The 24,559-nt window shown below is 58.7% G+C and carries 23 protein-coding genes and 2 tRNA genes; 3 read left to right on the top strand and 22 right to left on the bottom strand.

The features are described 5' to 3' along the window. Together CH92_RS04610 and CH92_RS04605 are read left to right on the top strand one after the other, a co-directional pair. Nucleotides 1-300 (top strand): DUF2845 domain-containing protein, encoded by a 300-nt coding sequence (locus CH92_RS04610; protein WP_025240604.1) that lies wholly within the window; start codon nucleotides 1-3, stop codon nucleotides 298-300. A gap of 17 nt (nucleotides 301-317) precedes the next feature. Next, the gene (locus tag CH92_RS04605) at nucleotides 318-626 is read left to right on the top strand and encodes a DUF2845 domain-containing protein (RefSeq protein ID WP_038623299.1); all 309 of its coding nucleotides are present in this window, start codon (nucleotides 318-320) and stop codon (nucleotides 624-626) included. A 62-nt stretch (nucleotides 627-688) separates the two neighbouring features. On the opposite strand, the gene CH92_RS04600 is transcribed toward CH92_RS04605, so the two are convergent. From CH92_RS04600 to rlmE, 16 genes are all read right to left on the bottom strand, one after another. Then, nucleotides 689-1,063 (bottom strand): BON domain-containing protein, encoded by a 375-nt coding sequence (locus CH92_RS04600; protein WP_025240602.1) that lies wholly within the window; start codon nucleotides 1,061-1,063, stop codon nucleotides 689-691. Nucleotides 1,064-1,361: 298 nt separating this feature from the next. Continuing rightward, entirely contained in the window at nucleotides 1,362-3,467 is a 2,106-nt protein-coding gene (pnp, locus tag CH92_RS04595; RefSeq protein ID WP_025240601.1) for a polyribonucleotide nucleotidyltransferase, read from the bottom strand. 206 nt (nucleotides 3,468-3,673) lie between these two features. Beyond that, on the bottom strand, nucleotides 3,674-3,943 hold the full coding sequence (gene rpsO / locus CH92_RS04590) for a 30S ribosomal protein S15 (RefSeq protein WP_025240600.1): 270 nt from the start codon (nucleotides 3,941-3,943) through the stop codon (nucleotides 3,674-3,676). A 114-nt stretch (nucleotides 3,944-4,057) separates the two neighbouring features. Continuing rightward, nucleotides 4,058-4,975, bottom strand: coding sequence for a tRNA pseudouridine(55) synthase TruB (gene truB, locus CH92_RS04585; RefSeq protein ID WP_025240599.1), 918 nt, complete (start codon nucleotides 4,973-4,975; stop codon nucleotides 4,058-4,060). Nucleotides 4,976-4,978: 3 nt separating this feature from the next. Then, nucleotides 4,979-5,368 (bottom strand): 30S ribosome-binding factor RbfA, encoded by a 390-nt coding sequence (gene rbfA, locus CH92_RS04580; protein ID WP_025240598.1) that lies wholly within the window; start codon nucleotides 5,366-5,368, stop codon nucleotides 4,979-4,981. Between the two features lie 115 nt (nucleotides 5,369-5,483). Beyond that, nucleotides 5,484-7,979, bottom strand: coding sequence for a translation initiation factor IF-2 (infB, locus tag CH92_RS04575; protein WP_025240597.1), 2,496 nt, complete (start codon nucleotides 7,977-7,979; stop codon nucleotides 5,484-5,486). A gap of 28 nt (nucleotides 7,980-8,007) precedes the next feature. Beyond that, on the bottom strand, nucleotides 8,008-9,489 hold the full coding sequence (nusA, locus tag CH92_RS04570) for a transcription termination factor NusA (RefSeq protein ID WP_025240596.1): 1,482 nt from the start codon (nucleotides 9,487-9,489) through the stop codon (nucleotides 8,008-8,010). A 48-nt stretch (nucleotides 9,490-9,537) separates the two neighbouring features. Then, complete coding sequence (gene rimP / locus CH92_RS04565) at nucleotides 9,538-9,996, bottom strand: ribosome maturation factor RimP (protein WP_025240595.1); 459 nt, start codon at nucleotides 9,994-9,996, stop codon at nucleotides 9,538-9,540. Nucleotides 9,997-10,124: 128 nt separating this feature from the next. After that, nucleotides 10,125-10,201 (bottom strand) — tRNA-Met (locus CH92_RS04560). Between the two features lie 91 nt (nucleotides 10,202-10,292). Continuing rightward, nucleotides 10,293-10,378: transfer RNA gene (locus CH92_RS04555), tRNA-Leu, on the bottom strand. Between the two features lie 9 nt (nucleotides 10,379-10,387). Continuing rightward, nucleotides 10,388-10,771, bottom strand: a complete 384-nt coding sequence (gene secG / locus CH92_RS04550; RefSeq protein ID WP_025240594.1) for a preprotein translocase subunit SecG — start codon at nucleotides 10,769-10,771, stop codon at nucleotides 10,388-10,390. A gap of 4 nt (nucleotides 10,772-10,775) precedes the next feature. After that, nucleotides 10,776-11,531, bottom strand: coding sequence for a triose-phosphate isomerase (gene tpiA, locus CH92_RS04545; RefSeq protein ID WP_025240593.1), 756 nt, complete (start codon nucleotides 11,529-11,531; stop codon nucleotides 10,776-10,778). A gap of 66 nt (nucleotides 11,532-11,597) precedes the next feature. Beyond that, nucleotides 11,598-12,935 carry a phosphoglucosamine mutase gene (gene glmM / locus CH92_RS04540; RefSeq protein WP_025240592.1) on the bottom strand — a complete coding sequence of 446 codons (1,338 nt, stop codon included), beginning with the start codon at nucleotides 12,933-12,935 and terminating at the stop codon, nucleotides 11,598-11,600. An 8-nt stretch (nucleotides 12,936-12,943) separates the two neighbouring features. After that, nucleotides 12,944-13,795 (bottom strand): dihydropteroate synthase, encoded by an 852-nt coding sequence (gene folP / locus CH92_RS04535; RefSeq protein WP_025240591.1) that lies wholly within the window; start codon nucleotides 13,793-13,795, stop codon nucleotides 12,944-12,946. 15 nt (nucleotides 13,796-13,810) lie between these two features. Next, entirely contained in the window at nucleotides 13,811-15,721 is a 1,911-nt protein-coding gene (gene ftsH, locus CH92_RS04530; protein ID WP_038622820.1) for an ATP-dependent zinc metalloprotease FtsH, read from the bottom strand. Nucleotides 15,722-15,907: 186 nt separating this feature from the next. After that, on the bottom strand, nucleotides 15,908-16,558 hold the full coding sequence (gene rlmE, locus CH92_RS04525; RefSeq protein WP_025240589.1) for a 23S rRNA (uridine(2552)-2'-O)-methyltransferase RlmE: 651 nt from the start codon (nucleotides 16,556-16,558) through the stop codon (nucleotides 15,908-15,910). Between the two features lie 82 nt (nucleotides 16,559-16,640). Between rlmE and CH92_RS04520 the strand changes: the two genes are divergently transcribed. Further along, nucleotides 16,641-16,952 carry a YhbY family RNA-binding protein gene (locus CH92_RS04520; RefSeq protein WP_025240588.1) on the top strand — a complete coding sequence of 104 codons (312 nt, stop codon included), beginning with the start codon at nucleotides 16,641-16,643 and terminating at the stop codon, nucleotides 16,950-16,952. Nucleotides 16,953-16,979: 27 nt separating this feature from the next. Here CH92_RS04520 and CH92_RS04515 read toward each other — a convergent pair whose 3' ends face one another. The 6 genes from CH92_RS04515 to dnaJ form a co-directional block, all read right to left on the bottom strand. Next, on the bottom strand, nucleotides 16,980-17,378 hold the full coding sequence (locus CH92_RS04515) for a hypothetical protein (RefSeq protein WP_025240587.1): 399 nt from the start codon (nucleotides 17,376-17,378) through the stop codon (nucleotides 16,980-16,982). Between the two features lie 10 nt (nucleotides 17,379-17,388). Further along, entirely contained in the window at nucleotides 17,389-17,865 is a 477-nt protein-coding gene (greA, locus tag CH92_RS04510) for a transcription elongation factor GreA (RefSeq protein ID WP_025240586.1), read from the bottom strand. Then, a complete protein-coding gene (carB, locus tag CH92_RS04505) occupies nucleotides 17,862-21,083 on the bottom strand; it encodes a carbamoyl-phosphate synthase large subunit (RefSeq protein WP_025240585.1) in 3,222 nt (1,073 codons plus the stop codon). The genes greA and carB overlap by 4 nt, the downstream gene beginning before the upstream one ends. Before the next feature lie 30 nt (nucleotides 21,084-21,113). Beyond that, a complete protein-coding gene (gene carA / locus CH92_RS04500) occupies nucleotides 21,114-22,262 on the bottom strand; it encodes a glutamine-hydrolyzing carbamoyl-phosphate synthase small subunit (protein WP_025240584.1) in 1,149 nt (382 codons plus the stop codon). A 191-nt stretch (nucleotides 22,263-22,453) separates the two neighbouring features. Further along, nucleotides 22,454-23,260 carry a 4-hydroxy-tetrahydrodipicolinate reductase gene (gene dapB, locus CH92_RS04495; protein ID WP_025240583.1) on the bottom strand — a complete coding sequence of 269 codons (807 nt, stop codon included), beginning with the start codon at nucleotides 23,258-23,260 and terminating at the stop codon, nucleotides 22,454-22,456. Nucleotides 23,261-23,335: 75 nt separating this feature from the next. Beyond that, complete coding sequence (gene dnaJ / locus CH92_RS04490) at nucleotides 23,336-24,463, bottom strand: molecular chaperone DnaJ (RefSeq protein ID WP_025240582.1); 1,128 nt, start codon at nucleotides 24,461-24,463, stop codon at nucleotides 23,336-23,338. Between the last annotated feature and the right edge of the window lie 96 nt (nucleotides 24,464-24,559).

Here is a 24,559-nt window from a genome sequence, read left to right as displayed (position 1 = left end):
ATGCCCACCCACACTCATCGCGCATGGTTGCTCGTTTTTACGCTAGCAGCTCCGCTGTCGCAGGCAGAAACGTTACGCTGCGGCAGCCAACTGATCAGCACCGGCGACAGGATTTTCGAGGTCGAACGCAAGTGCGGCCAGCCAGTGCAGCGCGATTTGATCGGGCATACACTGGGCTCTTATGCCAGACACGAACTCGTCATCGAAGAATGGGTTTACGGACCTAATAATGGCATGTTCAGTATTCTGACTTTCGAAGGCAATCGCCTCATACGCATCGAGTCTCGCCGAGACCATTAATGGGAAAGGATTTCACTGTGCTCCCCACATCGCACCTGCTCGTGCTGAGTTTGCTCGTATTCGCTTGTAACGCCCAGGCGTCTTCTACCCATCGCTGCGGCAGCGCGCTGGTCAGCCTTGAGGCGTCCGCCGCCGAGGTTAAAAGCAAGTGTGGCGAACCTGCCAGCGCCTCGCTGGTGGGTTACAAAGAAGTCCTCGATGATTACGGCTTTCGTCATGAAGTGCAGGTGGAGGAATGGGTCTATGGCCCAGCCAGCGGGATGTACCATTTCCTGCGCTTCGAAGGAAATCGCCTACGCCAGATTGACAGCCAACGCGGTCGCTGAAAAACGAAACCCCGCACTAAGGCGGGGTTTCGTTTTTCAGCTGTAGTGGCGACAACTTGTTGTTAGTCGACGGATTTCAAGCCATCGGCCGACACTTCACGGACGCCTTTGATTCCCTTGGCCTTGCTGATAGCCATTTCGCGCTCGGCCTCGGTGGCCACAGTGCCAGACAGCGAAACAACGCCGTCCTTGGTTTCGACTTCGATATCCATACCTGGGGTAGCGCCTTCGACCAGCAGCGAGGATTTCACCTTGGTGGTGATCCAGGTATCGGAGGTGGCATCACCGGCCTCTTCCATGGTGTCGTTGGCAGCCAGCATGACGGTATTAGCCTTATCCAGCGCCGGAGTGGTATCGGCGAAAGCGGCGCCCGCCATGGGCAAGCTCAGAGCAACAGCGGCGGCGGCAGCAGTAAGAGAGTTCTGGATCATGTTCATAGTGGCACTCCTGTTTTTCTTCAAATGTCTGCGGCATCTATTCCGACCGCAGTTCAAAGGTAATATCGCAAAGGACATGCCATTTTTTGTTATAAAAATAATCCTTTAAGTTCAATAAGTTAAAAATCTGCGGTAGCTGAAGGCCACTAGCACACTGCATGTTTTGCCCTAGCGAAGCGTGCAAGTTGCAATCAAGTTACCGCTTGCTCAACGCCTTTCCCGTAACACATAGCGCTGAGTTACAACTGTCCGAAACGAAAAAGGACCCCGAAGGGCCCTTTCTGTACCGCTGCCGCGTTTAGGCTCCAGAGGCCTCGGCAGCCGCCACATCTTTGATGGACAGCTTGATACGGCCGCGGTTATCCACGTCTAGAACCAGTACCTTCACTTCCTGACCTTCCTTGAGGACATCGGTGACCTTCTCCACGCGCTGATCACTCAGCATGGAAATGTGCACCAGACCATCCTTGCCTGGCAGGATGTTGACGAATGCGCCGAAGTCGACGATACGCTCAACCTTGCCGACGTAGATCTTGCCGATCTCGGCTTCGGCAGTGATGCCAAGAACGCGCTGCTTGGCCGCTTCTGCCGCTTCCTTGGTTTCACCAAAGATCTTGATCGAGCCATCGTCTTCGATGTCGATCGAGGCTTTGGTTTCCTCGCAGATGCTACGGATAGTGGCGCCACCTTTGCCGATGACGTCGCGGATCTTGTCCTGATCGATCTTCATCGCAATCATGGTCGGTGCGTTGGCCGACAGTTCAGTGCGCGACTGACCGATCACCTGATTCATCTGACCAAGGATGTTGAGACGGGCTTCCAAAGCCTGGCCCAGCGCGATCTCCATAATCTCTTCAGTGATGCCTTGGATCTTGATGTCCATCTGCAGAGCGGTGACGCCCTTGGCAGTACCGGCCACCTTGAAGTCCATGTCGCCCAAGTGATCTTCGTCACCCAGGATGTCAGTCAGTACAGCGAACTTCTCGCCCTCCTTGACCAGACCCATGGCGATACCGGCAACCGGCGCCTTCATCGGCACACCGGCGTCCATCAGAGCCAGAGAAGCGCCACAGACCGAGGCCATGGAGCTGGAGCCGTTGGACTCGGTAATCTCCGACACCACGCGGATGGTGTACGGGAATTCGTCAGCGCTTGGCAGCATGGCCGAGACACTGCGACGAGCCAGACGGCCGTGCCCAATTTCGCGACGACCTGTTGCGCCCATACGTCCACACTCACCGACCGAGTACGGCGGGAAGTTGTAGTGCAGCATGAAGGGGTCTTTCTTCTCGCCTTCGAGGGTGTCGAGCAGCTGAGCGTCGCGGGCGGTACCCAGTGTGGCGACTACCAAAGCCTGGGTTTCACCACGGGTAAACAGCGCAGAGCCGTGGGTCTTGTCGAGTACACCGACTTCGATGTTCAGGCCACGCACGGTACGGGTGTCGCGGCCATCGATGCGCGGCTTTCCGTTGACGATATTCTCGCGCACGGTGCGGTATTCGATCTCGCCGAAAGCGTCTTTTACTTCACCAGTGGAAGGCTGGCCTTCTTCGCCGGAGAACTTGGCAACGACCTGCTCACGCAGCTCGCCCAGGCGCGCATAGCGATCCTGCTTGATGATGATGGTGTAGGCCTGGGAAATGGCTTCACCAAACTCGCTACGAATCGCATCGAGCAGCTGAGTATTTTCCGCCTTTGGCTGCCAGTCCCAGGTCGGCTTGGCGGCTTCGGCGGCCAACTCAGTAACGGCCTGGATAACGGCCTGGAATTCGTCATGCGCAAAAAGTACAGCACCCAACATCTGGTCTTCGGTCAGCTCTTTGGCTTCCGATTCAACCATCAGTACGGCGTCCTTGGTACCGGCTACGACCATGTCCAGGCTGGAAGCCTTGAGCTGCTCGTAGGTCGGGTTCAGCAGATAGCCGGTTTCCGGGTGGAACGCAACGCGCGCGGCACCGATCGGGCCGTTGAACGGAATACCGGAAATGGCCAGAGCAGCCGAGGTGCCGATCATTGCGGCGATGTCCGGATCGGTCTTCTTGCTGGTCGATACGACAGTACAGATGACCTGTACTTCGTTTTGGAAGCCTTCTGGGAACAGCGGGCGGATCGGGCGATCAATCAGGCGCGAGGTCAGGGTTTCTTTCTCGGATGGACGCGCTTCACGCTTGAAAAAGCCGCCAGGAATTTTGCCGGCTGCGTAGGTTTTTTCCTGGTAATGGACCGACAGCGGGAAAAAGCCTTTGCTCGGGTCTGCTGTCTTGGCACCAGTGACCGCTACCAGGACGGTCACGTCATCATCAACGGAGACCAGCACAGCGCCTGAAGCTTGACGGGCGATACGGCCAGTCTCGAGGGTTACGGTCGATTGACCGAATTGAAATTTCTTGATTACCGGGTTCACGGTGGTTCCTTCTCTATGTTGCCTTGGGGGAATCGTTCTCATGGCCCGCGGGCTTGGCCTCGCGCGGGGCATGTCATGCAAATTCGTGGGCAGTAGCGGGAGTCGAACCCTTTCCCTGTCCAAAACGCGCGCTTCTGAAAGGCAAAAGCTGGAAGCAGGGCGAACCCCACTTCCAGCTTTGGCATTCAGCTTCGCACAAGCATCGCTTAGCGACGCAGACCCAGACGACCGATCAGGGTGCTGTAACGAGTAGTGTCCTTGCCCTTCAGGTAATCCAGCAGCTTACGACGCTGGTTAACCATACGGATCAGACCACGACGGGAGTGGTGATCCTTACCGTTGGCCTTGAAGTGACCTTGCAGCTTGTTGATGTTGGCGGTCAGCAGGGCAACCTGCACTTCCGGAGAACCGGTATCGCCTTCAGCTTGCTTGTACTCGTTAACGATCTGGACTTTTTCTTCAACGCTAAGTGCCATGATGGGCTCCTTCTGTGAACAGGCCGGGACATGTCCCGTGTTAGTAAAAGGAGTGACCGTGCCTGCCGACAGCCACCCTCATCACGCCCGCCACCGAAGCGGCGTGCGCACCGGTCATTCCGACCGAATCAATCGACGTGGCGCGATACGCCCGTCTTCACTCACCTCACCGATCCCGATGAAGCGACCATTTTGATCTTGCACCCTTAGCATGCCGAACTTTGGCGCTTCCGGCGCACGTACTGGCTGGCCATGCAGCCAGTAGAACGCACTGTGTTCCGACAGCTGCAACAGCGGCCAATGCTCAAGGCCACTATCGACCGGCTTGAGAAAGGCATCTACCGCCTCTGCTCCGCCTTCTGCGTGAGCCTGCTCGAGCTCTTCAAGACTTACCGTCTGGCCGAGATCGAACGGTCCTGCCTGGGTCCGCCGCAGCTCCGCGACGTGCGCGCCACAGCCCAACTCGTGACCTATATCCTCGACCAGCGTTCGGATGTAGGTGCCTTTACTGCAACTCACCGCAAACCGCGCCTTATCGGTGTCGAGCGACAGCAATTCCAAGCGCGCAATATTAACAGATCGTGGCTCTCGCTCCACTACTTCACCGGCACGAGCCAGCTTATATAGCGGTTGGCCGTCGCGCTTGAGCGCCGAATACATTGGTGGCACTTGGAGCAGATTGCCGCGGAACTGGGGCAGCAGCGCTTCTAGCTGCGCCTGATTGACGGCGACAGACTTACGCTCCAGCACCTCGCCCTCGGCATCGGCTGTCGTAGTGGTGACCCCAAGCTGGGCAACAGTCTCGTAGCCTTTGTCGGCATCAAGCAGATACTGCGAAAACTTGGTCGCCTCACCGAAACACAATGGCAGCACACCGGTTGCCAATGGATCCAGGCTCCCGGTGTGCCCGGCCTTCTCGGCATTGAGCAGCCAGCGCACCTTCTGCAAGGCCGCGTTGGAAGTGAACCCACGGGGTTTGTCGAGGAGAATGATGCCGCTGACTGCGCGGCGAACGCGTTTTACCTGGGCCACGCTTTACTCTCCGAGATCGTCGCTGTGCTTGCGGTCTTCAGCCACCGCTCGCTCGATGAGCGTGGTCAACTCGACACCACGTCGCACACTGGCGTCGTAGTTGAAATGCAATTGGGGCACGGTGCGTAGCTTCATCGCCTTACCCAACTGCATTCGCAGGAAGCCACTTGCGTCGTTGAGAATCCTGAGATTGCCCTTGACCGCATCTTCATCGTCATCCTTGCCCATGACGGTGATGAACACCTTGGCATGGGAAAGATCACGGCTGACCTCGACGGCGGTAATGGTTATAAGACCCAGACGCGGGTCTTTCACTTCACGTTGAATCAACAGCGCCAACTCGCGCTGCATCTGGTCACCGATACGCTGGGTACGGCTGAATTCTTTGGCCATGAAAATCTGCCTCGCGCAGCAAGCTGCAAACCTATAAATCATCATGCTGCAAAGGCAAACGGCAAGCTTCCAGGGTCACCCCTGAAAGCTTGCCGCCTATTGCCTACAGCTTCGGTTAGAGCGAACGCGCCACTTCGACCTTCTCGAACACTTCGATCTTGTCGCCAGCCTTGACGTCGTTGTAACTCTTCACTGCGATACCGCATTCCATGCCTGCACGCACTTCAGCGACGTCATCCTTGAAGCGGCGCAGGGATTCCAGCTCGCCTTCGAAGATGACCACATCGTCACGCAATACACGGATCGGACGGTTGCGGTGCACCATACCCTCAGTGACCATGCAGCCGGCGACAGCACCGAACTTGGGCGAACGGAATACGTCGCGAACTTCGGCGATGCCGAGAATGTTCTCGCGAACATCGCTGCCAAGCATGCCAGTCAGGGCCTTCTTGACGTCTTCGATGATGTCGTAGATCACGTTGTAGTAACGCAGATCCAGCCCTTCCTGCTCGACAATTTTTCGCGCCCCGGCATCGGCACGGACATTGAAGCCGAACAATACGGCGTTGGACGCCAGCGCCAGGTTGGCGTCGCTTTCGGTGATACCACCGACACCGCCACCAATCACACGCACCTGCACTTCATCGTTGCCCAAACCACTGAGCGAACCCTGCAATGCCTCGAGGGAACCACGGACGTCGGACTTGAGGACGATATTGAGCGTCTTCTTCTCTTCCTGCCCCATGTTCTCGAAAATATTTTCCAGCTTGCCGGCGTGAGCACGGGCCAGCTTTACTTCGCGGAACTTGCCCTGACGGAACAAGGCCACTTCCCGCGCCTTCTTCTCGTCGGCGAGCACGCTGAGCTCGTCGCCCGCATCCGGCGTGCCGTCGAGGCCGAGAATTTCCACTGGAATCGACGGACCCGCTTCCTTGATCGGCTTGCCGTTCTCGTCGAGCATGGCGCGAATACGGCCATAGTTAGAGCCGACCAGCGCCATGTCACCCTGACGCAGAGTACCGTCCTGTACCAGCACGGTAGCAACCGGTCCACGTCCTTTATCCAGACGCGACTCGACCACAACACCACGTCCCGGAGCCGAGGGGGTTGCCGTCAGCTCGAGGATTTCCGCCTGCAGCAATACCGCTTCAAGCAGATCATCGACACCGGTACCCATCTTGGCGGATACCGATACGAACGGCGTGTCACCACCCCACTCTTCGGAGGTCACCTCATGAACGGACAGCTCACTGCGGATCCGATCGAGATCGGCGCCGGGCTTATCGATCTTGTTCACTGCCACGACCAGCGGCACACCAGCAGCCTTGGCATGCTGAATGGCTTCGATGGTCTGCGGCATGACGCCGTCATCCGCTGCTACAACGAGAATGACGATGTCGGTCGCTTGAGCACCACGAGCACGCATTGCCGTAAACGCCGCGTGGCCCGGGGTATCAAGGAAGGTGACCATGCCGCGGTCGGTTTCCACGTGGTAGGCACCGATGTGCTGAGTGATACCACCCGCCTCACCGGCCGCGACCTTGGCGCGACGAATGTAATCGAGCAGTGACGTCTTACCATGGTCGACGTGACCCATGACGGTCACGACCGGCGCACGCGTAATGGCTTCGCCTTCGAACTTCAACAGCTCGGCCAATTGCTCTTCCAAGGCGTTATCACTGACCAGCTTGACCTTGTGGCCCAGCTCTTCGGCGATCAGCTGGGCAGTTTCCTGATCCAACACCTGATTGATGGTCACCGGGCTGCCCATCTTGAACATGAACTTGATGACTTCAGCCGCCTTGACCGACATCTGCTGCGCCAAGTCGCCAACGGTAATGGTCTCGCCGATCGCTACTTCGCGAACGATCGGGCCGCTCGGGCTCTGGAAGCCATGCGCATTGCGCTTCTTCAGTTTCGACTTGCCACGGCCACCGCGACGGAATCCATCGGCGTCGTCTTCACCGCTGCGTACGGTACGCGACAGCGGAGCTTTTGCCTTTAGCGAAGGACGATGCTGCGCCTGCTTGCGATCACGACGCTCATCGTCGTCACTACGAGCTTTGTCAGGGCGACGAGGCTCGTCCTTCTTACGCTCCTCGACCGGAGCTGCGGGCGCGACCGGAGCAGGCTCAGCGGCAACCGCTGCGACCGGCTCCTGGGTTTCAGGCGCGTCGGTCTTGCTAGCTGCAGCCTCAGCCTGAAGGCGTGCCTCTTCTTCGGCACGCAAACGCGCTTCTTCGGCAGCTTTCTGCCGAGCCGCTTCTTCGGCCTCACGCTGCGCTTCCAGCTCGCGCTGCTTTTCAGCCTCGATCTCGTCAGGACTACGCTTGACGAAGGTTTTTTTCTTGCGAACTTCAACGCTGATGGTCTTGCTGCCACCAACTTTCAGTTTGGTGGTGGTTTTGCGCTGCAACGTAATTTTGCGCGGCTCATCCACCTTGGCACCGTGGCTGCTCTTAAGGTGCGCCAGCAGGGCCTGCTTTTCGTTATCGGTCACTACTTGCTCGGCGCTGGTGTGCGACAGTCCTGCCTCACGCATCTGCTGCAGCAGTCGCTCGACCGGTGTGTCGACCACCTGGGCCAGTTCTTTCACCGTGACTTGCGTCATGCATCTCTCTCCTCAGGCCGCTAATTACTTACTCGAACCAATGGGCTCGGGCGGCCATGATCAGCTTGCCGGCACGCTCTTGATCTATGCCGTCTATGTCGAGCAGGTCGTCAATCGACTGCTCGGCCAGGTCTTCGCGGGTGATGACACCCCGCATTGCCAACTCGACCGCCAGTTCCTTGTCCATGCCTTCCAGCTCGAGCAAATCCTCGGCCGGCTGGGCGTCTGCCAGTTTTTCTTCCGTTGCGATCGCTTTCGTCAGCAGGCGATCCTTGGCGCGGGTTCGCAGCTCGTTGACGATATCTTCGTCGAAGCCTTCGATGCCGAGCATTTCCTCCATTGGGACGTAGGCAATCTCTTCGAGCGAAGTGAAACCTTCCTCGACCAGTACTTGTGCCAGCTCTTCATCGACGTCTAGCTCTTCGATGAAATTACGCAGGATGTCGCCAGTTTCTTCCTGTTGCTTGGTCTGGATATCCGCCTCGGTCATTACATTCAGCGTCCAGCCGCTCAGCTGACTGGCAAGGCGTACGTTCTGACCGCCCCGACCGATGGCTTGAGCCAGATTGTCTTCGCCAACCGCAATATCCATCGCATGGGCATCTTCATCGACAATGATGGCGGCCACTTCGGCCGGCGCCATTGCATTGATAACAAACTGCGCTGGATTTTCGTCCCAAAGCACGATATCGACACGCTCACCGCCTATTTCGCCAGAAACGGCCTGAACGCGCGAACCGCGCATGCCGATACAGGCACCCTGCGGATCGATACGCTTGTCCTTTGAACGAACCGCGATTTTGGCGCGCGAACCTGGATCTCGCGAAGCGCCCATCACCTCGATCAGGCCCTCGGCAATTTCCGGTACTTCAATACGGAACAGCTCGATCAGCATCTGCGGCGCAGTGCGCGACAGAATCAGCTGCGGACCGCGGTTCTCGGTGCGGATTTCCTTGAGCAGCGCACGTACTCGGGCGCCGACGCGGAAGGTTTCGCGCGCGATGATGTCTTCGCGCGCCAACAGTGCCTCGGCATTATTACCCAGGTCAACGATGACGCTATCGCGGGTGACCTTCTTTACCGTCCCGGAAATGATCTCACCCAGGCGATCGCGATAAGCCTCGACCACCTGCGCACGCTCGGCTTCCCGAACCTTCTGCACGATAACCTGCTTGGCAGTCTGCGCAGCGATACGGCCGAACTCGATCGACTCGATCTTTTCCTCAAGAACGTCACCGAGCTTGGCGTCGGCTTCCTGAGCTTGCTTCATGTCGACGGTCAGTTGATGCGCTGGGTCGTCGAAATCTTCTTCCTCGACCACTGTCCAGCGGCGAAAGGTCTCGTAGCTACCATTCTGCCGATTGATTTCAACCCGCAGGTCCACCTCGTCCTCGAAGCGCTTCTTGGTAGCGGTGGCCAAAGCCAGCTCCAACGCCTCGAAGATCACACCGGCCGGCACGCCTTTTTCGTTGGATACCGACTCCACAACTAGCAGTACTTCTTTGCTCATCGTACGCCTCGCCTTTCGCAATCCATTGGGGTCCGCGGGATCCGCGATTCACTCAAAACGGGGAATTATGTTGGTCTTGTCGATCATGTCGATCGGCAATAGATATTCGTGATCATCGACTAGCACCACCACATCCTGCTCCTCGATCCCGCGCAAAAGACCCTGGAAATTGCGCCGACCCTCGAAGGGCGAGCGCAGCTTTATTTTTACCTGTTCGCCCACGTGCGCCGCGTACTGTTCAAGCGTGAACAGCGGCCGATCCATACCAGGCGAGGACACCTCAAGGGTGTAATCGGAGCTGATCGGGTCTTCGACGTCGAGCACACCGCTAAGCTGGCGGCTGACCTTTTCACAATCGTCGACAAGAATTCCGTTTGAATGATCGATATAGACCCTCAATAAGGAATGCCGACCCTGCGAAATGAATTCGATACCCCAGCATTGATAGCCGAGCGCCTCGACCACCGGGGCCAACAAGGCCTGCAACTGTTCTAGCTTGCTCGACATCGAAGTCCCTCGTGCATGCCGTACAAATGAAAAATGGGCGAAACGCCCATCCCTAATGATCGCCTGTAGATGCCGGCGACCTGGCTTGAAGCCTAATAAAAAGCCCCTCGATAGGGGCTTTTCATCACTGGTTGCGGGGGCTGGATTTGAACCAACGACCTTCGGGTTATGAGCCCGACGAGCTACCAGACTGCTCCACCCCGCGTCAAACTGGGCACGAATTATACGACCGCGCCTAAAATAGGTCAACCCAAACACTGAAAACAAGAAAGCCCGCGTTCGCGGGCCTGCTTGTTTGGTACCGAGGAGGGGACTCGAACCCCTACAGCCTATGGCCACTACCACCTCAAGGTAGCGTGTCTACCAATTCCACCACCTCGGCAAAAACCTTTTACTTCTGCTCCTGGACTTGAGGAACCTCGTCTGCACTAGGTGCGGATGGAGAAGCGTCCAGAACAGGTACATCTTCAACTGCCGGCTTGCTAGCCGGGACTTCCAGCACCGCTGGATCAGGCAAACCCGCCTGCGACATCTGATCGGCTTGCCGCGTTGCGAAGAATGCCAACCCTAAACTCGTCACAAAAAAAACGCCGGCAAGTATAGCAGTAAACCGACTAAGAAAGGTAGCGGAACCTTGGCTTCCGAAAACAGTTGCCGAAGCACCCGAACCAAAGGAAGCACCCGCATCTGCGCCTTTACCTTGCTGCAGCAACACCAGCGCAACCACACCAATGGCAACCAGCAGATGCACCACAATCACAACAGTCTGCAACATCTGATCAGTTCCCTGCGGCACGACAGATCGCGCCGAAATCATTCGCGTTCAGAGAAGCCCCACCGATGAGCCCCCCATCGATATCAGCCATCCCGAAAAGCTCGGCGGCATTATCCGCCTTTACGCTGCCGCCATAGAGAAGACGCACACCATCGGCAATACGTTGATCTTCACGCGCCAGCTGCTCTCGAATAGCCGCATGCACTTCCTGGGCCTGCTGCGGCGTTGCTGTAAGCCCGGTACCTATCGCCCAGACCGGCTCGTACGCTACAACAGCCCGCTCGAAAGCGGCAATCCCGGCGTCAGCAACTATGCGAGCCAGCTGACGGCCAACCACTTCTAAAGTCTGTTCAGACTGACGCTGCTCGAGCGTCTCACCCAAACACAACACCGGAGTCATTCCGCACTCCAATGCTGCCGAGAATTTCTTACTTACCACTTCGTCGCTTTCGCCCAGAATCATGCGCCGCTCGGAATGACCAACCAACACCCATCTACAGCCCGCATCAGCCAACTGAGAAGGAGACTCTTCGCCAGTCAACGCACCGAAGCCAGTTTCCGCCGCGCAATCCTGAGCACCCACAGCGATTGCCTCGCCCTCCAGGCCGCTCACCACTCGCTCCAGATGCAAACAGGATGGAAACACGACCATTTCTACCGCAGTAGGAATTTCCTGTTGACGGAGCGCCTCGATCAGCTCTGCGACGCTGGCGCGGGTACCGTTCATTTTCCAGTTACCAGCTACCAGTGGGCGACGCATGCTTTACCTCGTCGGTCAAAGTGGGCGCAGATGGTACTCAACGAAAACAGCCCTGGCAAGCGGCAATCACACGCAAACTTCTGTAACTGCATTCGCCAGCTCTTCGGCGTAACGCCGAACCTGTTTTTCATCGTCTCCTTCGACCATGACACGCACCAACGGCTCGGTTCCCGACTTGCGCAACAGCACACGACCACGACCCGCCATTCGCTCGGTGACGCTGTCACAGACCGCTTGAACCTGAGGGTGGGAAATCGGATCTCGGTCACCAGCGAAACGCACATTGATCAAGACCTGTGGACACTTATTCCAAGCCAGTCGCTCTTGAGCAAGAGTCTTCCCCCGGCGCCTAAGTGCCAGCACGACCTGTAGCGCCGCGATAATCGCATCTCCGGTCGTTACATGCTGCGCGCAGACAATATGCCCCGAGTTCTCCCCCCCGAGCACCCAGTCGCGATCGAGCATTTCCGCCATCACATAGCGATCACCTACCTTAGCCCGAACGAAGGGGATTTCGCGTGCCTTGAGGGCTAACTCGAGCCCAAGATTGCTCATTAGCGTGCCAACCACCCCCCCAGCCAGATGATCACGATCCTGCAGGTCGGTGGCGATGATATAGAGCAACTCGTCACCGTCCACCTGAGCACCAGTGTGGTCGACCATCATCACGCGGTCGCCATCCCCGTCGAAGGCAATACCAAGATCCGCACCATTCTCGATCACTGCCTTCTGCAGCTGCCCAACATGGGTCGACCCGACATCGGCGTTGATATTCAAGCCATCAGGCTGAGCGGCGATAACTACCACTTCCGCCCCAAGTTCGCGGAAGACACTAGGCGCTACTTTATAAGTGGCGCCATGCGCGCAATCGAGCACGATCTTCATACCGGAGAAATCGGTACTGGTCGGCACGCTACTCTTACAGAACTCAATATAGCGGCCAGCCGCATCGTTGATTCGCGACGCCTTGCCGAGTTGCGCCGACTCAACGACAGTCATCGGCGTATCGAGCAGCCCCTCTATCATCAGCTCGACTTCATCCGGCAATTTCGTCCCCCGCCCGGAGAAGAATTTGATGCCGTTGTCATGATGAGGATTGTGCGAGGCGCTGATCACAATACCTGCGTCCGCGTGAAAGGTACGGGTCAAATAAGCGACAGCAGGGGTTGGCATAGGTCCGAGCAGCAACACGTCGGCACCCGCGGCCGACAGCCCAGCCTGCAAGGCGGATTCGAACATATACCCCGAGATGCGGGTGTCCTTTCCAATCAGAATGCGGCACTTCCCATGCTTGCGGAACGCCATTCCGGCCGCCCATCCGAGCTTGAGCATGAACTCCGGGGTGATCGGAAACTGCCCGACATGACCACGAATGCCGTCGGTTCCAAAATATTTTCTAGCCATGAAATCCCTTATTCTGCCGTCTGCACTGCAGCAATCATTCGAACCACATCAACCGTTTCAGCCACGTCGTGCACACGTAAAATGCGTGCACCCTTGGCAACCGCCAGCGCCGCGAGCGCCAGGCTGCCATGCAAGCGTTGCTCTACATCGCGCCCAAGCGCCTGCCCAATCATGCTCTTTCGTGATACTCCGACCAGTAAGGGTCGCCCCAACGCATGTAGCTGTTCCAGGCGTTTGAACAAAACGAGGTTATGCGAAAGGGTCTTTGCGAATCCAAACCCTGGATCGAGTACGATCCGCTCGACAGGGATTCCCGCAGCAACACAAATCTCCATGCGTTCGCGAAGAAAGCCCAGCACTTCAGCAGCGACATCATCGTAGCGCGGATCGTTCTGCATATCAGCCGGCTCACCGCGCATATGCATCAGGCACACCGGAAGACCACTGTCGGCCACTGCGTCCAGCGCACCATCACGGGAAAGCGAACGTACGTCATTGATCAGCCCCGCGCCGAGACGCGCACTCTCGCGGATCACGGCCGGTGTCGAGGTGTCCACCGAGATGATCACATCAAGCTCGCGCGCAATCGCCTCAACGACCGGCGCCACACGCTCCAGCTCCTCTAGCGGCGAGACGACCCGCGCACCAGGACGCGTGGACTCGCCACCGATGTCGATCAGCGACGCGCCAGCAGCCGCCATCGCCGCGGCGTGACGCAGGGCTGCGTCAACACCGATGTGCTGACCACCATCGGAAAACGAATCGGGCGTGACGTTGAGAATGCCCATGACATGTGGGCGTGATAAATCGAGAACCCGGCTGCCACAAGGCAGCCGGGTTGGGTACAACGATTCAGTCATCGAAACAGCCTTAGCTTAGTGCTCGCCAGCAGGGCCACCAATTGGCGTCTGCGGACGGCCGCCTTCGGGCTGCACCGGCGTTCCGGTAGGCCCCGAACCGTCCTGCCAGTCACGCGGCTCGCGCGGTGTCCGGCCCGACATGATGTCGTCGATCTGATCGGAATCGATCGTTTCGTACTTCATCAGCGTTTCGGCCATCACGTCGAGCTTGTCACGGTTGTCGGCCAGAATCTGCTTGGCCGTACCGTAGCAATGATCAATGATGCTACGGACTTCTTGGTCGATCAGCTTCGCGGTATCACCGGAGACATTGGTGTGCTGGCTGCCGGCACTTCGCCCAAGAAATACCTCGCCCTCTTCTTCAGCGTACATCAGAGGACCGAGTTTTTCGGACAAGCCCCACTTAGTGACCATGTTACGAGCCAGCTGCGTGGCGCGCATAATGTCGTTCGACGCCCCGGTCGTAACCCCCTCGAAACCAAGGGTCATTTCCTCGGCGATACGACCACCGAACAGCGAGCAGATCTGACTGATCAAGGCACGCTTGGAGAGACTGTAGCGGTCCTCCTCGGGAAGGAACATGGTGACACCCAGCGCCCTACCACGCGGGATGATCGAAACCTTGTACACAGGATCGTGCTCCGGCACGACACGGCCGACAATCGCATGGCCCGCTTCGTGATAAGCCGTATTGAGGCGCTCCTTCTCGGACATGACCATCGATTTGCGCTCGGCGCCCATCATGATCTTGTCTTTCGCCAACTCGAACTCTTTCATTTCGACCACACGCTTACCGGCACGCGCGGCGAACAGAGAAGCTTCATTGACCAGGTTCGCCAGGTCGGCACCAGAGAAGCCGGGCGTGCCGCGAGCGATCAATGCCGGCTCGACGCTATCGCCAAGCGGAACCTTGCGCATATGGACTTTCAAAATCTGTTCGCGACCACGGATATCCGGCAGCCCGACCACTACCTGGCGGTCAAAGCGACCGGGACGCAGCAACGCGGGGTCAAGGACGTCCGGACGGTTGGTTGCGGCGATAACGATGATGCCATCGTTCATCTCGAAACCGTCCATCTCCACGAGCAACTGGTTGAGCGTCTGCTCGCGCTCGTCATGCCCACCACCGAGCCCGGCGCCGCGATGACGACCGACCGCATCGATCTCATCAATGAAGATGATGCAGGGTGCGTGCTTCTTAGCCTGTTCGAACATGTCTCGCACACGGCTGGCGCCAACACCAACGAACATCTCGACGAAGTCGGAGCCCGAGATGGTAAAGAAGGGGACCTTGGCTTCGCCAGCGACCGCCTTGGCCAGCAGCGTCTTACCGGTACCCGGGGAACCCACCATCAGCACACCGCGCGGAATCCGCCCACCGAGGCGCTGAAACTTCCCCGGATCGCGGAGAAATTCAACCAGTTCGGTAACTTCTTCCTTGGCCTCATCACAACCCGCCACATCTGCAAAGGTGGTTTTGACCTGATCTTCGGAGAGCAGGCGCGCCTTGCTCTTGCCGAAACTCATCGGCCCACCCTTGCCGCCTGCACCGCCCTGCATCTGGCGCATAAAGAACATGAAGACCGCGATGATGACCAATATCGGGAAACTGGCGACCAGTAGCTGCGTCCAGATGCTCTGCTGCTCTGGCTGCTTGCCCTCAATCACCACATCGTTATTAATCAGGTCGCCGATCAAGCCATTGTCCTGAATCGCCGGACGAATCGTCTTGAAGGGTTCACCGTCACTGCGCTTGCCAGTAATGACATAACCATCGACGGTCACGCGCTCCACACGGCCTTCTTTCACCTGCTCGATGAAATCCGAGTAGTTGAGCGTCTGCGGCTCGGTCGGGCTGGAAAAGTTGTTCATCACCGTCACTAGGACAGCGGCAATGATCAACCAAAGGATCAGGTTTTTCGCCATGTCGTTCAATTCACTACCCTCTAGAGCAGGCCTGTTGTCGGGAGCCTGCATGACGACCGATGCTCGCTCTCGGCCTAACTTACTACACAACGTCGCTGAACGGGCAGCTTGGTCTGTAACCCGATATGAAAGATGCTAGCCCGTAATTCCGGCAGTTGGCACCCGCGTGGATTTCCCTTCTTATAGCTAGGACCGCAGCGTGTGCATCTCGTTGCCATCGCCACGATAGCCGCGGGCCAACAGGTACTGCTCGCGCGACCGATCCCGTGAAGACAAGGGTTTACGCATCTGCACCTTGTCGAAATTCTGGCGTACATCCTTCAGGTAGGCATCGAAGCCTTCTCCCTGGAAAATCTTGATCAGAAAATCGCCACCCGGACGCAATACCCGCATGGCCAGATCCAATGCCAATTCGCAGAGAAACATCGCTCGCGCTTGGTCAGCCACCTTCACTCCACTCATATTGGGGGCCATATCGGAAATCACAAGGTCAACTTGGGTTTCTCCGATGGCTTGAAGGATTTCGGCAAAAACCTCGTCCTCGGTGAAATCGCCCAACACGAAGGTCACATCGGCGATGCTATCCATCGGCAGAATGTCGGACGCGATCAGCCGTCCACGATCGCCAATCACCCGGCTGGTGACCTGAGACCAGCCGCCCGGCGCGGCGCCAAGGTCGACCACAGTCATGCCTGGCCGGAGGATGCGATCCTTCTCCTGAATCTCGAGCAGCTTGTAGCTTGCCCGGGAGCGATAGCCGTCGCGCTGCGCCATCTTCACGTAGGGATCGTCGAAATGCTCTTTCAGCCAACGCGGGCTGGTCTTGGAACGTGCCAAGCTGATACCTCATCTGTGCGGCTCTGGGCGTGTCAGTTACACTAGCCGCCATTTTCAAGAGTTCTGACGCAAGGGTCGAATTATGCCGCTCACTAACGAGCAGAAGAAGCAGTACAAATCCATCGGCCACCATTTGAAGCCGGTTTTGATCGTGTCCGAAAACGGTCTGACCGAAGGTGTCCAGGGCGAATTGGATCGCGCCTTGAGCGATCATGAACTGATCAAAGTACAACTGCGAATCACCGAACGCGATGATCGGCGCGCCATGATGGAAGAGCTCTGCAAAATCGGTGGCTGCGAACTGGTGCAGTCCATCGGCAAGATGGCGCTGATTTATCGCAAAAATCCAAAAGTAAACAAACAGCTTTCGAATGTGCACCGATTTCAGGGCTGAGCCATTCACAACCCACTCTAATTTCCGCTATCGCTCCCGCCCGGGAGCGACCTGCAGCACTAGAATCAATCCGCACAACCCCATCACCAGGTAACTGAACACCAGCCAGTAGGGCGATTCGACGAATCCGACCCGCACCGCGAAATAGCTCGTTGCAAGCAACAGCACCGATGACAGCAGCTGCCCACGCAGGTCTTGCCATAAGCTGCGAAAGCCGTTGAGCTGGATCAGCACGACCGCTTGAAGCACTACACAGAACGCGGCAAAGCCCACCAGCAAGGGCCTCAAGCTGCCGGCGATCTCTTCGATCAGCAGCGGCGCCAAGCCAATTTTCGCCAGCGCTGGTAGCATCACGAACTGCAGCAGCCAGAGGCCGCCGACCCAGAATGTCTGGGCCAGCTGCCAACTGATCACCCCTGCGCGCATTGGCCGACGGTCAGATATGGCGAACCTCTACGATCTCGTATTCGACCACGCCGCTGGGCGTCTTGACCGTTACCACGTCGCCCTCTTCCTTGCCCACCAAAGCGCGAGCGATCGGAGAACTGACCGATAGCTTGCCACGCTTGATGTCCGACTCGTCGTCACCCACGATCTGGTAGGTCACGGTGTCATCCGTTTCGACGTTAACAATGTCCACGGTCGTGCCAAAAATCACCTTTCCAGTATGTGGAATGCTGGCCACATCGATGACTTGAGCGTTTTGCAAACGACCCTCGATGTCTCGAATACGCGCTTCCACCATACCCTGCTGCTCGCGAGCGGCATGGTATTCGGCATTTTCCTTGAGATCGCCCAGCTCGCGCGCTTCGGCGATAGCCTGGGTGATCTGTGGGCGCAGATCGGTTTTGAGATGCTTGAGCTCTTCTTCCAGGGCGCGCGCGCCCTGGACGGTCATTGGGTATTTAGTCATGCCTTGATTCCTGCATGGAGATCCTGCAAGCGACGCACGGTCTTCTCGGGACCGTACTTGAGCGCCTCACAGATCGCCTGGCCACCCGCCAGCGTGGTGGTGCAGCAGATCTTGTGTTGCAGGGCGTTACGACGAATCGAGTAGGAGTCAGCAATGGACTGACGCCCCTCGGTGGTGTTGATAATCAGAGTCACTTCGTCATTCTTGATCATGTCGACGACGTGAGGACGACCTTCGGTCACCTTGTTGACCCGGCGCACCGGCAACCCGGCCGCCTCGATGATCTTGGCCGTGCCGGCTGTGCCGACGACCTCGAAACCGAGCTCGATCAGGTCCCGCGCCACCTGCGCGACATGCGGCTTGTCATCGTCGCGCACGCTGATGAAGGCACAACCGCTGTTCGGCAGGATTTCGCTGGCACCGAGCTGCGCCTTGGCGAAGGCCTCGGCAAAGCTGTCACCCACCCCCATCACCTCGCCGGTCGACTTCATCTCCGGGCCGAGGATCGGGTCCACACCTGGGAACTTGGCGAAGGGGAATACCGCTTCCTTGACGCTGTAGAAGTTGGGGATGATTTCTTCGGTCAGCCCAACTTCGGCCAGCGTCTTGCCCGCCATAACGCGCGCGGCGATCATTGCCAGCGAAACGCCGATGCACTTGGAGACGAACGGAACGGTACGCGACGCACGAGGATTCACTTCGATGACGAAAATATCCTCGCCCTGTACGGCCATCTGCACGTTCATCAGGCCGACCACGCCGAGCTCGAGCGCCATCTTCTTGACCTGATCGCGGATCTCGTCCTGGATATGCGCCGGCAGCGAGTAAGGCGGCAGGGAGCACGCCGAATCACCGGAGTGCACGCCCGCCTGCTCAATATGCTGCATGATCGCGCCGATCACCACCTGCTCGCCGTCGCATACCGCGTCGATGTCAACTTCGATGGCGCAGTTGAGGAAGTGGTCGAGCAATACCGGGCTGTCGTTGGACACCTTGACCGCCTCGCGCATGTAACGGCGCAGCTCTTCTTCCTGATAGACGATTTCCATCGCGCGGCCGCCCAGCACGTAGGACGGGCGCACCACCAGCGGATAGCCGATGACCTTGGATGCGGCCAAGGCTTCCTCTTCGCTGCGCGCCGTCGCGTTCGGCGGCTGACGCAGGTTCAGGCGCTCGACCATCTGCTGGAAGCGCTCGCGGTCTTCGGCACGGTCGATAGCGTCGGGACTGGTCCCGATGATCGGCACGCCGGCCTCCTCCAGTGCACGCGCCAGTTTCAGCGGAGTCTGGCCACCGTACTGGACGATGACGCCCTTGGGCTGTTCGACACGAACGATTTCCAACACGTCTTCCAGAGTCACCGGCTCGAAGTACAGGCGATCCGAGGTGTCATAGTCGGTGGAGACGGTTTCCGGGTTGCAATTGACCATGATGGTCTCATAGCCGTCGTCACGCATCGCCAGCGCCGCGTGCACGCAGCAGTAGTCGAATTCGATGCCTTGGCCAATGCGGTTCGGGCCACCGCCGAGAATCATGATCTTGTCGCGGCTCGACGGGTTGGCCTCGCACTCTTCCTCGTAGGTCGAGTACATGTAGGCGGTGTCGGTGGCGAACTCGGCGGCGCAGGTATCGACGCGCTTGTAGACCGGCAGCACCTTCAGCTTGTGGCGATGATTGCGCAGATTCTTTTCGGTCACACCGAGCAGCTTGGCCAGGCGCGCATCGGAGAAGCCCTTGCGCTTGAGCTTGTACATGACGTCGCGATCGATATTGGACAGACCCATGGTCTTGATCCGCTCTTCATCCTTGATCAGATCTTCGATCTGCACCAGGAACCATTCGTCGATACGTGTCAGGTCAAAAACTTCGGCGACACTTTTGCCGGCGCGGAACGCATCGGCCAGATACCAGATGCGGTCCGCGCCCGGCACGGTGAGCTCACGCTTGAGCGTGCTTTCGCTCTCCGGGTCAGCCAAGTCCAGCTTCGGATCGAATCCGGACACGCCGACTTCCAGGCCGCGCAGCGCTTTCTGCACCGACTCCTGGAACGTACGGCCGATAGCCATGACTTCACCGACTGACTTCATCTGAGTAGTCAGGCGCGCGTCGGCCTTGGGGAATTTTTCGAAGGCGAAACGCGGGATCTTGGTGACCACGTAGTCGATCGCCGGCTCGAAGGACGCCGGGGTGCGGCCGCCAGTAATGTCGTTCTGCAGCTCGTCGAGGGTATAACCGACTGCCAGCTTGGCCGCGATCTTGGCGATCGGGAAACCGGTGGCCTTGGAGGCCAGCGCCGACGAACGTGATACACGCGGGTTCATCTCGATCACGACCATGCGGCCGGTGTTCGGGCAGATGCCGAACTGCACGTTGGAACCGCCGGTTTCCACACCGATCTCGCGCAGCACTGCCAGCGAGGCGTTACGCAGGATCTGGTATTCCTTGTCCGTCAGGGTCTGGGCCGGCGCCACGGTGATGGAGTCACCGGTGTGCACGCCCATCGGATCGAAGTTCTCGATGGCGCAGACGATGATGCAGTTGTCCTTCTTGTCGCGGACCACCTCCATCTCGTATTCCTTCCAGCCGATCAGCGACTCGTCGATCAGCAGCTCGCTGGTCGGCGACAGGTCAAGACCGCGGGCGCAGATTTCCTCGAACTCTTCCCGGTTGTAGGCGATACCGCCACCGGTGCCGCCCATAGTGAACGACGGACGGATAATGCAGGGAAAACCGACCTTTTCCAGCACGCCGTAGGCTTCGTCCATGTTGTGGGCAATGCCGGAAACCGGGCACGCAAGACCGATGTTCTTCATCGCCTTGTCAAAGCGCGAACGATCTTCGGCCTTATCGATGGTGTCTGCGTTGGCACCGATCATCTCGACGCCGAATTTCTCCAGCACGCCATGCTTTTCCAGATCCAGCGCGCAATTCAGCGCCGTCTGGCCACCCATGGTTGGCAGCAGCGCATCGGGACGCTCCTTCTCGATGATCTTGGCCACGGTGGCCCACTTGATCGGCTCGATGTAGGTCGCATCAGCCATGGCCGGGTCGGTCATGATGGTGGCCGGATTGGAGTTCACCAGGATGACGCGGAACCCTTCCTCGCGCAGCGCCTTGCAGGCCTGAGCGCCGGAATAGTCGAACTCGCAGGCCTGACCGATGACGATAGGCCCCGCGCCGAGGATCAGGATGCTTTTGATATCTGTACGTTTTGGCATGGTCTCTCTCGAATTCTGTGCTCGGCGGGCTTAACGGCGCTTGGCCATGGCATCGATGAAGCGATCGAACAGCGGCGCGACGTCATGCGGGCCGGGACTCGCCTCGGGATGACCCTGGAAGCTAAAGGCGACCTTGTCGGTCCGCTCGATGCCTTGCAGAGTGCCGTCGAACAGCGACTTGTGAGTCGCGCGTAGATTGCTCGGCAGGCTGGCCTCGTCTACGGCAAAACCGTGGTTCTGGCTGGTGATCATCACCACACCGGTGTCCAAGTCCTGCACCGGATGGTTCGCACCGTGATGGCCGTTCGGCATCTTCACGGTCTTGGCACCGGAGGCCAGCGCCAACAACTGATGGCCGAGGCAGATGCCGAACACCGGAATATCGGTTTCGAGCACGTCCTGGATCGCCTTGATCGCGTAGTCGCATGGCTCGGGGTCACCCGGGCCGTTGGCCAGGAAGATACCGTCCGGGATCAGCGCCAAGGCTTCGCTGGCAGGCGTCTGCGCAGGCAATACGGTAATGCGGCAGCCACGTGCGACCAGCATGCGCAGGATGTTGTACTTCACGCCATAATCGAAGGCGACCACGTGATACGGCAGTTCGCTGGCCGGCACTTCGGCGTGGCCGTCGTCGCTCAGGCACCAGACGCTTGAGCGCCACTCGTAGCGCTCCTTGACGCTGACCTCCTTAGCCAGATCCATACCCTTGAGGCCCGGGAAGCTGCGCGCCAGCTCCAGGGCCTTTTCTTCTGTCGCATCGACACCGGCCAGGATGCAGCCATTTTGAGCGCCCTTCTCGCGAAGGATGCGGGTCAGGCGACGGGTATCGATACCGGCAATGGCGACGGTATCGTTGGCCTTGAGGTAGTCGGGGAGCGGCTGCTTGTCGCGCCAGTTACTCGAAATTAGCGGCAGGTCACGAATAACAAGCCCCGCGGCCCAGACCTTCCATGATTCGGCGTCTTCAGGCGTCGTGCCGGTATTGCCGACGTGCGGGTAGGTCAGGGTGACGATCTGCTTGGCATAGGAAGGATCGGTGAGGATTTCCTGATAGCCGGTCATGGCGGTATTGAACACCACCTCACCGATAGTTTGGCCGTCGGCGCCGATGGATTCGCCGCGAAAGATACTGCCATCGGCAAGGGCCAAAATGGCTGGCGCAAGGGCTGGCTTAGTCAAGAGACCTCCCAAAGATCAAGGCTGAAGCAGGCGCAGATTGTAAAAAAGCGGGATGACGTGTGAAGGTCATCCCGCTTTTTATTTGAGTCATTTCTGCGCAACTTTTAGTGGACACACTAAAACGGGAAGCTTACAGAAAACGCCTTTTCAGGTCCAGCCGAAATCAGCCCGAACGCCAAGCGACAGCCTTTTCAACGCAGCCCAAGCACGTCTTGCATGTCGTACAGTCCTGCCGGCTGCTGCTCCAGCCACAATGCGGCGCGCACTGCTCCCCGGGCGAACGTCATGCGACTGGAAGCCTTATGCGTAATCTCGACGCGCTCACCCTCGGCGGCGAACAGCACCGTATGATCCCCGACCACATCGCCTGCGCGGACGGTAGCGAAGCCGATGGTGTCGCGCTCCCGTGCTCCGGTCTGACCCTCGCGGCCATAGACGGCCACCTTCTGCAGATCGCGACCGAGTGCATCGGCAACCACCTCACCCATGCGCAGCGCCGTACCGGAAGGCGCGTCAACCTTGTGCCGGTGATGCGCCTCGATGATCTCGATATCCACCTCATCGCCGAGCACCCGCGCCGCCGTGTCCAGCAGCTTGAGGCAGAGGTTGACCCCAACGCTGAAGTTGGCAGCGAATACGATCGGGATATCCTTCGCCGCCGCTGCCAGCTTCTCCTTCTCCTCGGCCGAAAAGCCGGTCGTGCCGATCACCATCGCCTTGCCCGCCCGACGGCACACTTCCAAATTCTTCAGTGTCACCGAAGGATGGGTGAAGTCGATCAACACATCGAACTCTTCCGCCACTTTTGCCGCGTCACCGATCAGCGGAACCCCCAGGCGACCAATGCCCGCCAGCTCCCCCGCATCCGCTCCGACTAGTGTGCTGTCGGGCCGATCGATCGCCGCGGTGAGCCCTGCCACGCCGCCCGTCTGCTGGACGGCCTCAACCAGGGTCTTACCCATGCGCCCGGCGGCGCCCATCACTGCTATACGTCGCATAGAAACCGCTCCACACTACAAGCCTCATGCTGCAGCGGCGGCAGATAAGCCCGCCAGCTGCAGCCTGCCACTGAGTTAAAGATCGCCGAAAAAGCGCTTCATACCTTCGAACCAGCCACTGGCCTTGGGCGAATGGGAACTGTCGCTCTGCAATGTCTTGCGGAACTCATCGAGAAGCTCGCGCTGGCGCTTGCCCAGGTTGACCGGCGTTTCCACCGCGACACGGCATAGCAGATCACCGGCGGCACCGCCACGAACTGGCGCAACACCCTTGCCACGCAGGCGGAACTGTTTGCCGGTCTGGGTCCCCTCGGGGATCTTCAGCTTGACCCGGCCGTCCAGCGTCGGAACTTCCAGTTCACCGCCGAGCGCTGCATCGGCGAAGCTGATCGGTACCTCGCAGTACAAATGCTTGCCGTCGCGCTGGAAGATTGGATGCTCGCGCACATTGACGACTACGTAGAGATCGCCTGCCGGACCACCCTGCGCGCCCGCCTCGCCTTCGCCGGTTAGGCGGATGCGATCACCGGTGTCGACACCTGGCGGCACCTTGACCGACAGCGTCTTCTGCTCTTCGACCCGCCCCTGACCATGGCAGCTGCCGCAGGGATCGGAAATCATCTTGCCGCTACCATGACAGCGCGGGCAGGTCTGCTGCACCGAGAAGAAGCCCTGCTGCATGCGCACCTGACCGATACCACCGCAGGTCGTACAGGTGACCGGACTGGTACCCTTCTTGGCACCCGAGCCATCACAGGTTTTGCACTCGACCAGCGTCGGCACGCGAATGGTCACCGTGGTGCCGCGCACAGCCTCTTCCAGATCCAGCTCCAGCGTGTAACGCAGGTCGCTGCCGCGCTGGGCACCGCCGCGCGAACTGCCGCGCGCGCCAGTGAAGAAATCACTGAAGACATCGCCGAAAATGTCGGAGAAGTTGGCACCGCCATAAGCGCCACCCGCGCCAGCGCCCATCTGCGGATCGACGCCGGCATGACCGTATTGGTCATAGGCCTGACGCTTGCTCGCATCAGACAGCACTTCGTAAGCCTCATTGGCTTCCTTGAACGCGTCTTCGGCGGCTTTGTCTCCGGGATTACGGTCCGGATGATGCTTCATCGCGAGGCGGCGATAAGCCTTTTTCAGCTCTGCCTCGCTGGCGCCACGCTCGACACCCAGCACTTCGTAATAGTCACGTTTGGCCATAAATTTCCTGAACCTTCAATTCGTACCCTCCAGACACGCCGACGCGGGAGCAAGCCCCCGCGCGGCGATCACCCCCGTCGCGGCATCACCGCATCG

Origin of the sequence: Stutzerimonas stutzeri (assembly GCF_000590475.1) — a bacterium.
In the GTDB taxonomy this organism is placed as follows: Bacteria; Pseudomonadota; Gammaproteobacteria; order Pseudomonadales; family Pseudomonadaceae; genus Stutzerimonas; species Stutzerimonas stutzeri_D.
This window is presented reverse-complemented; position numbering and strand designations above follow the sequence as displayed.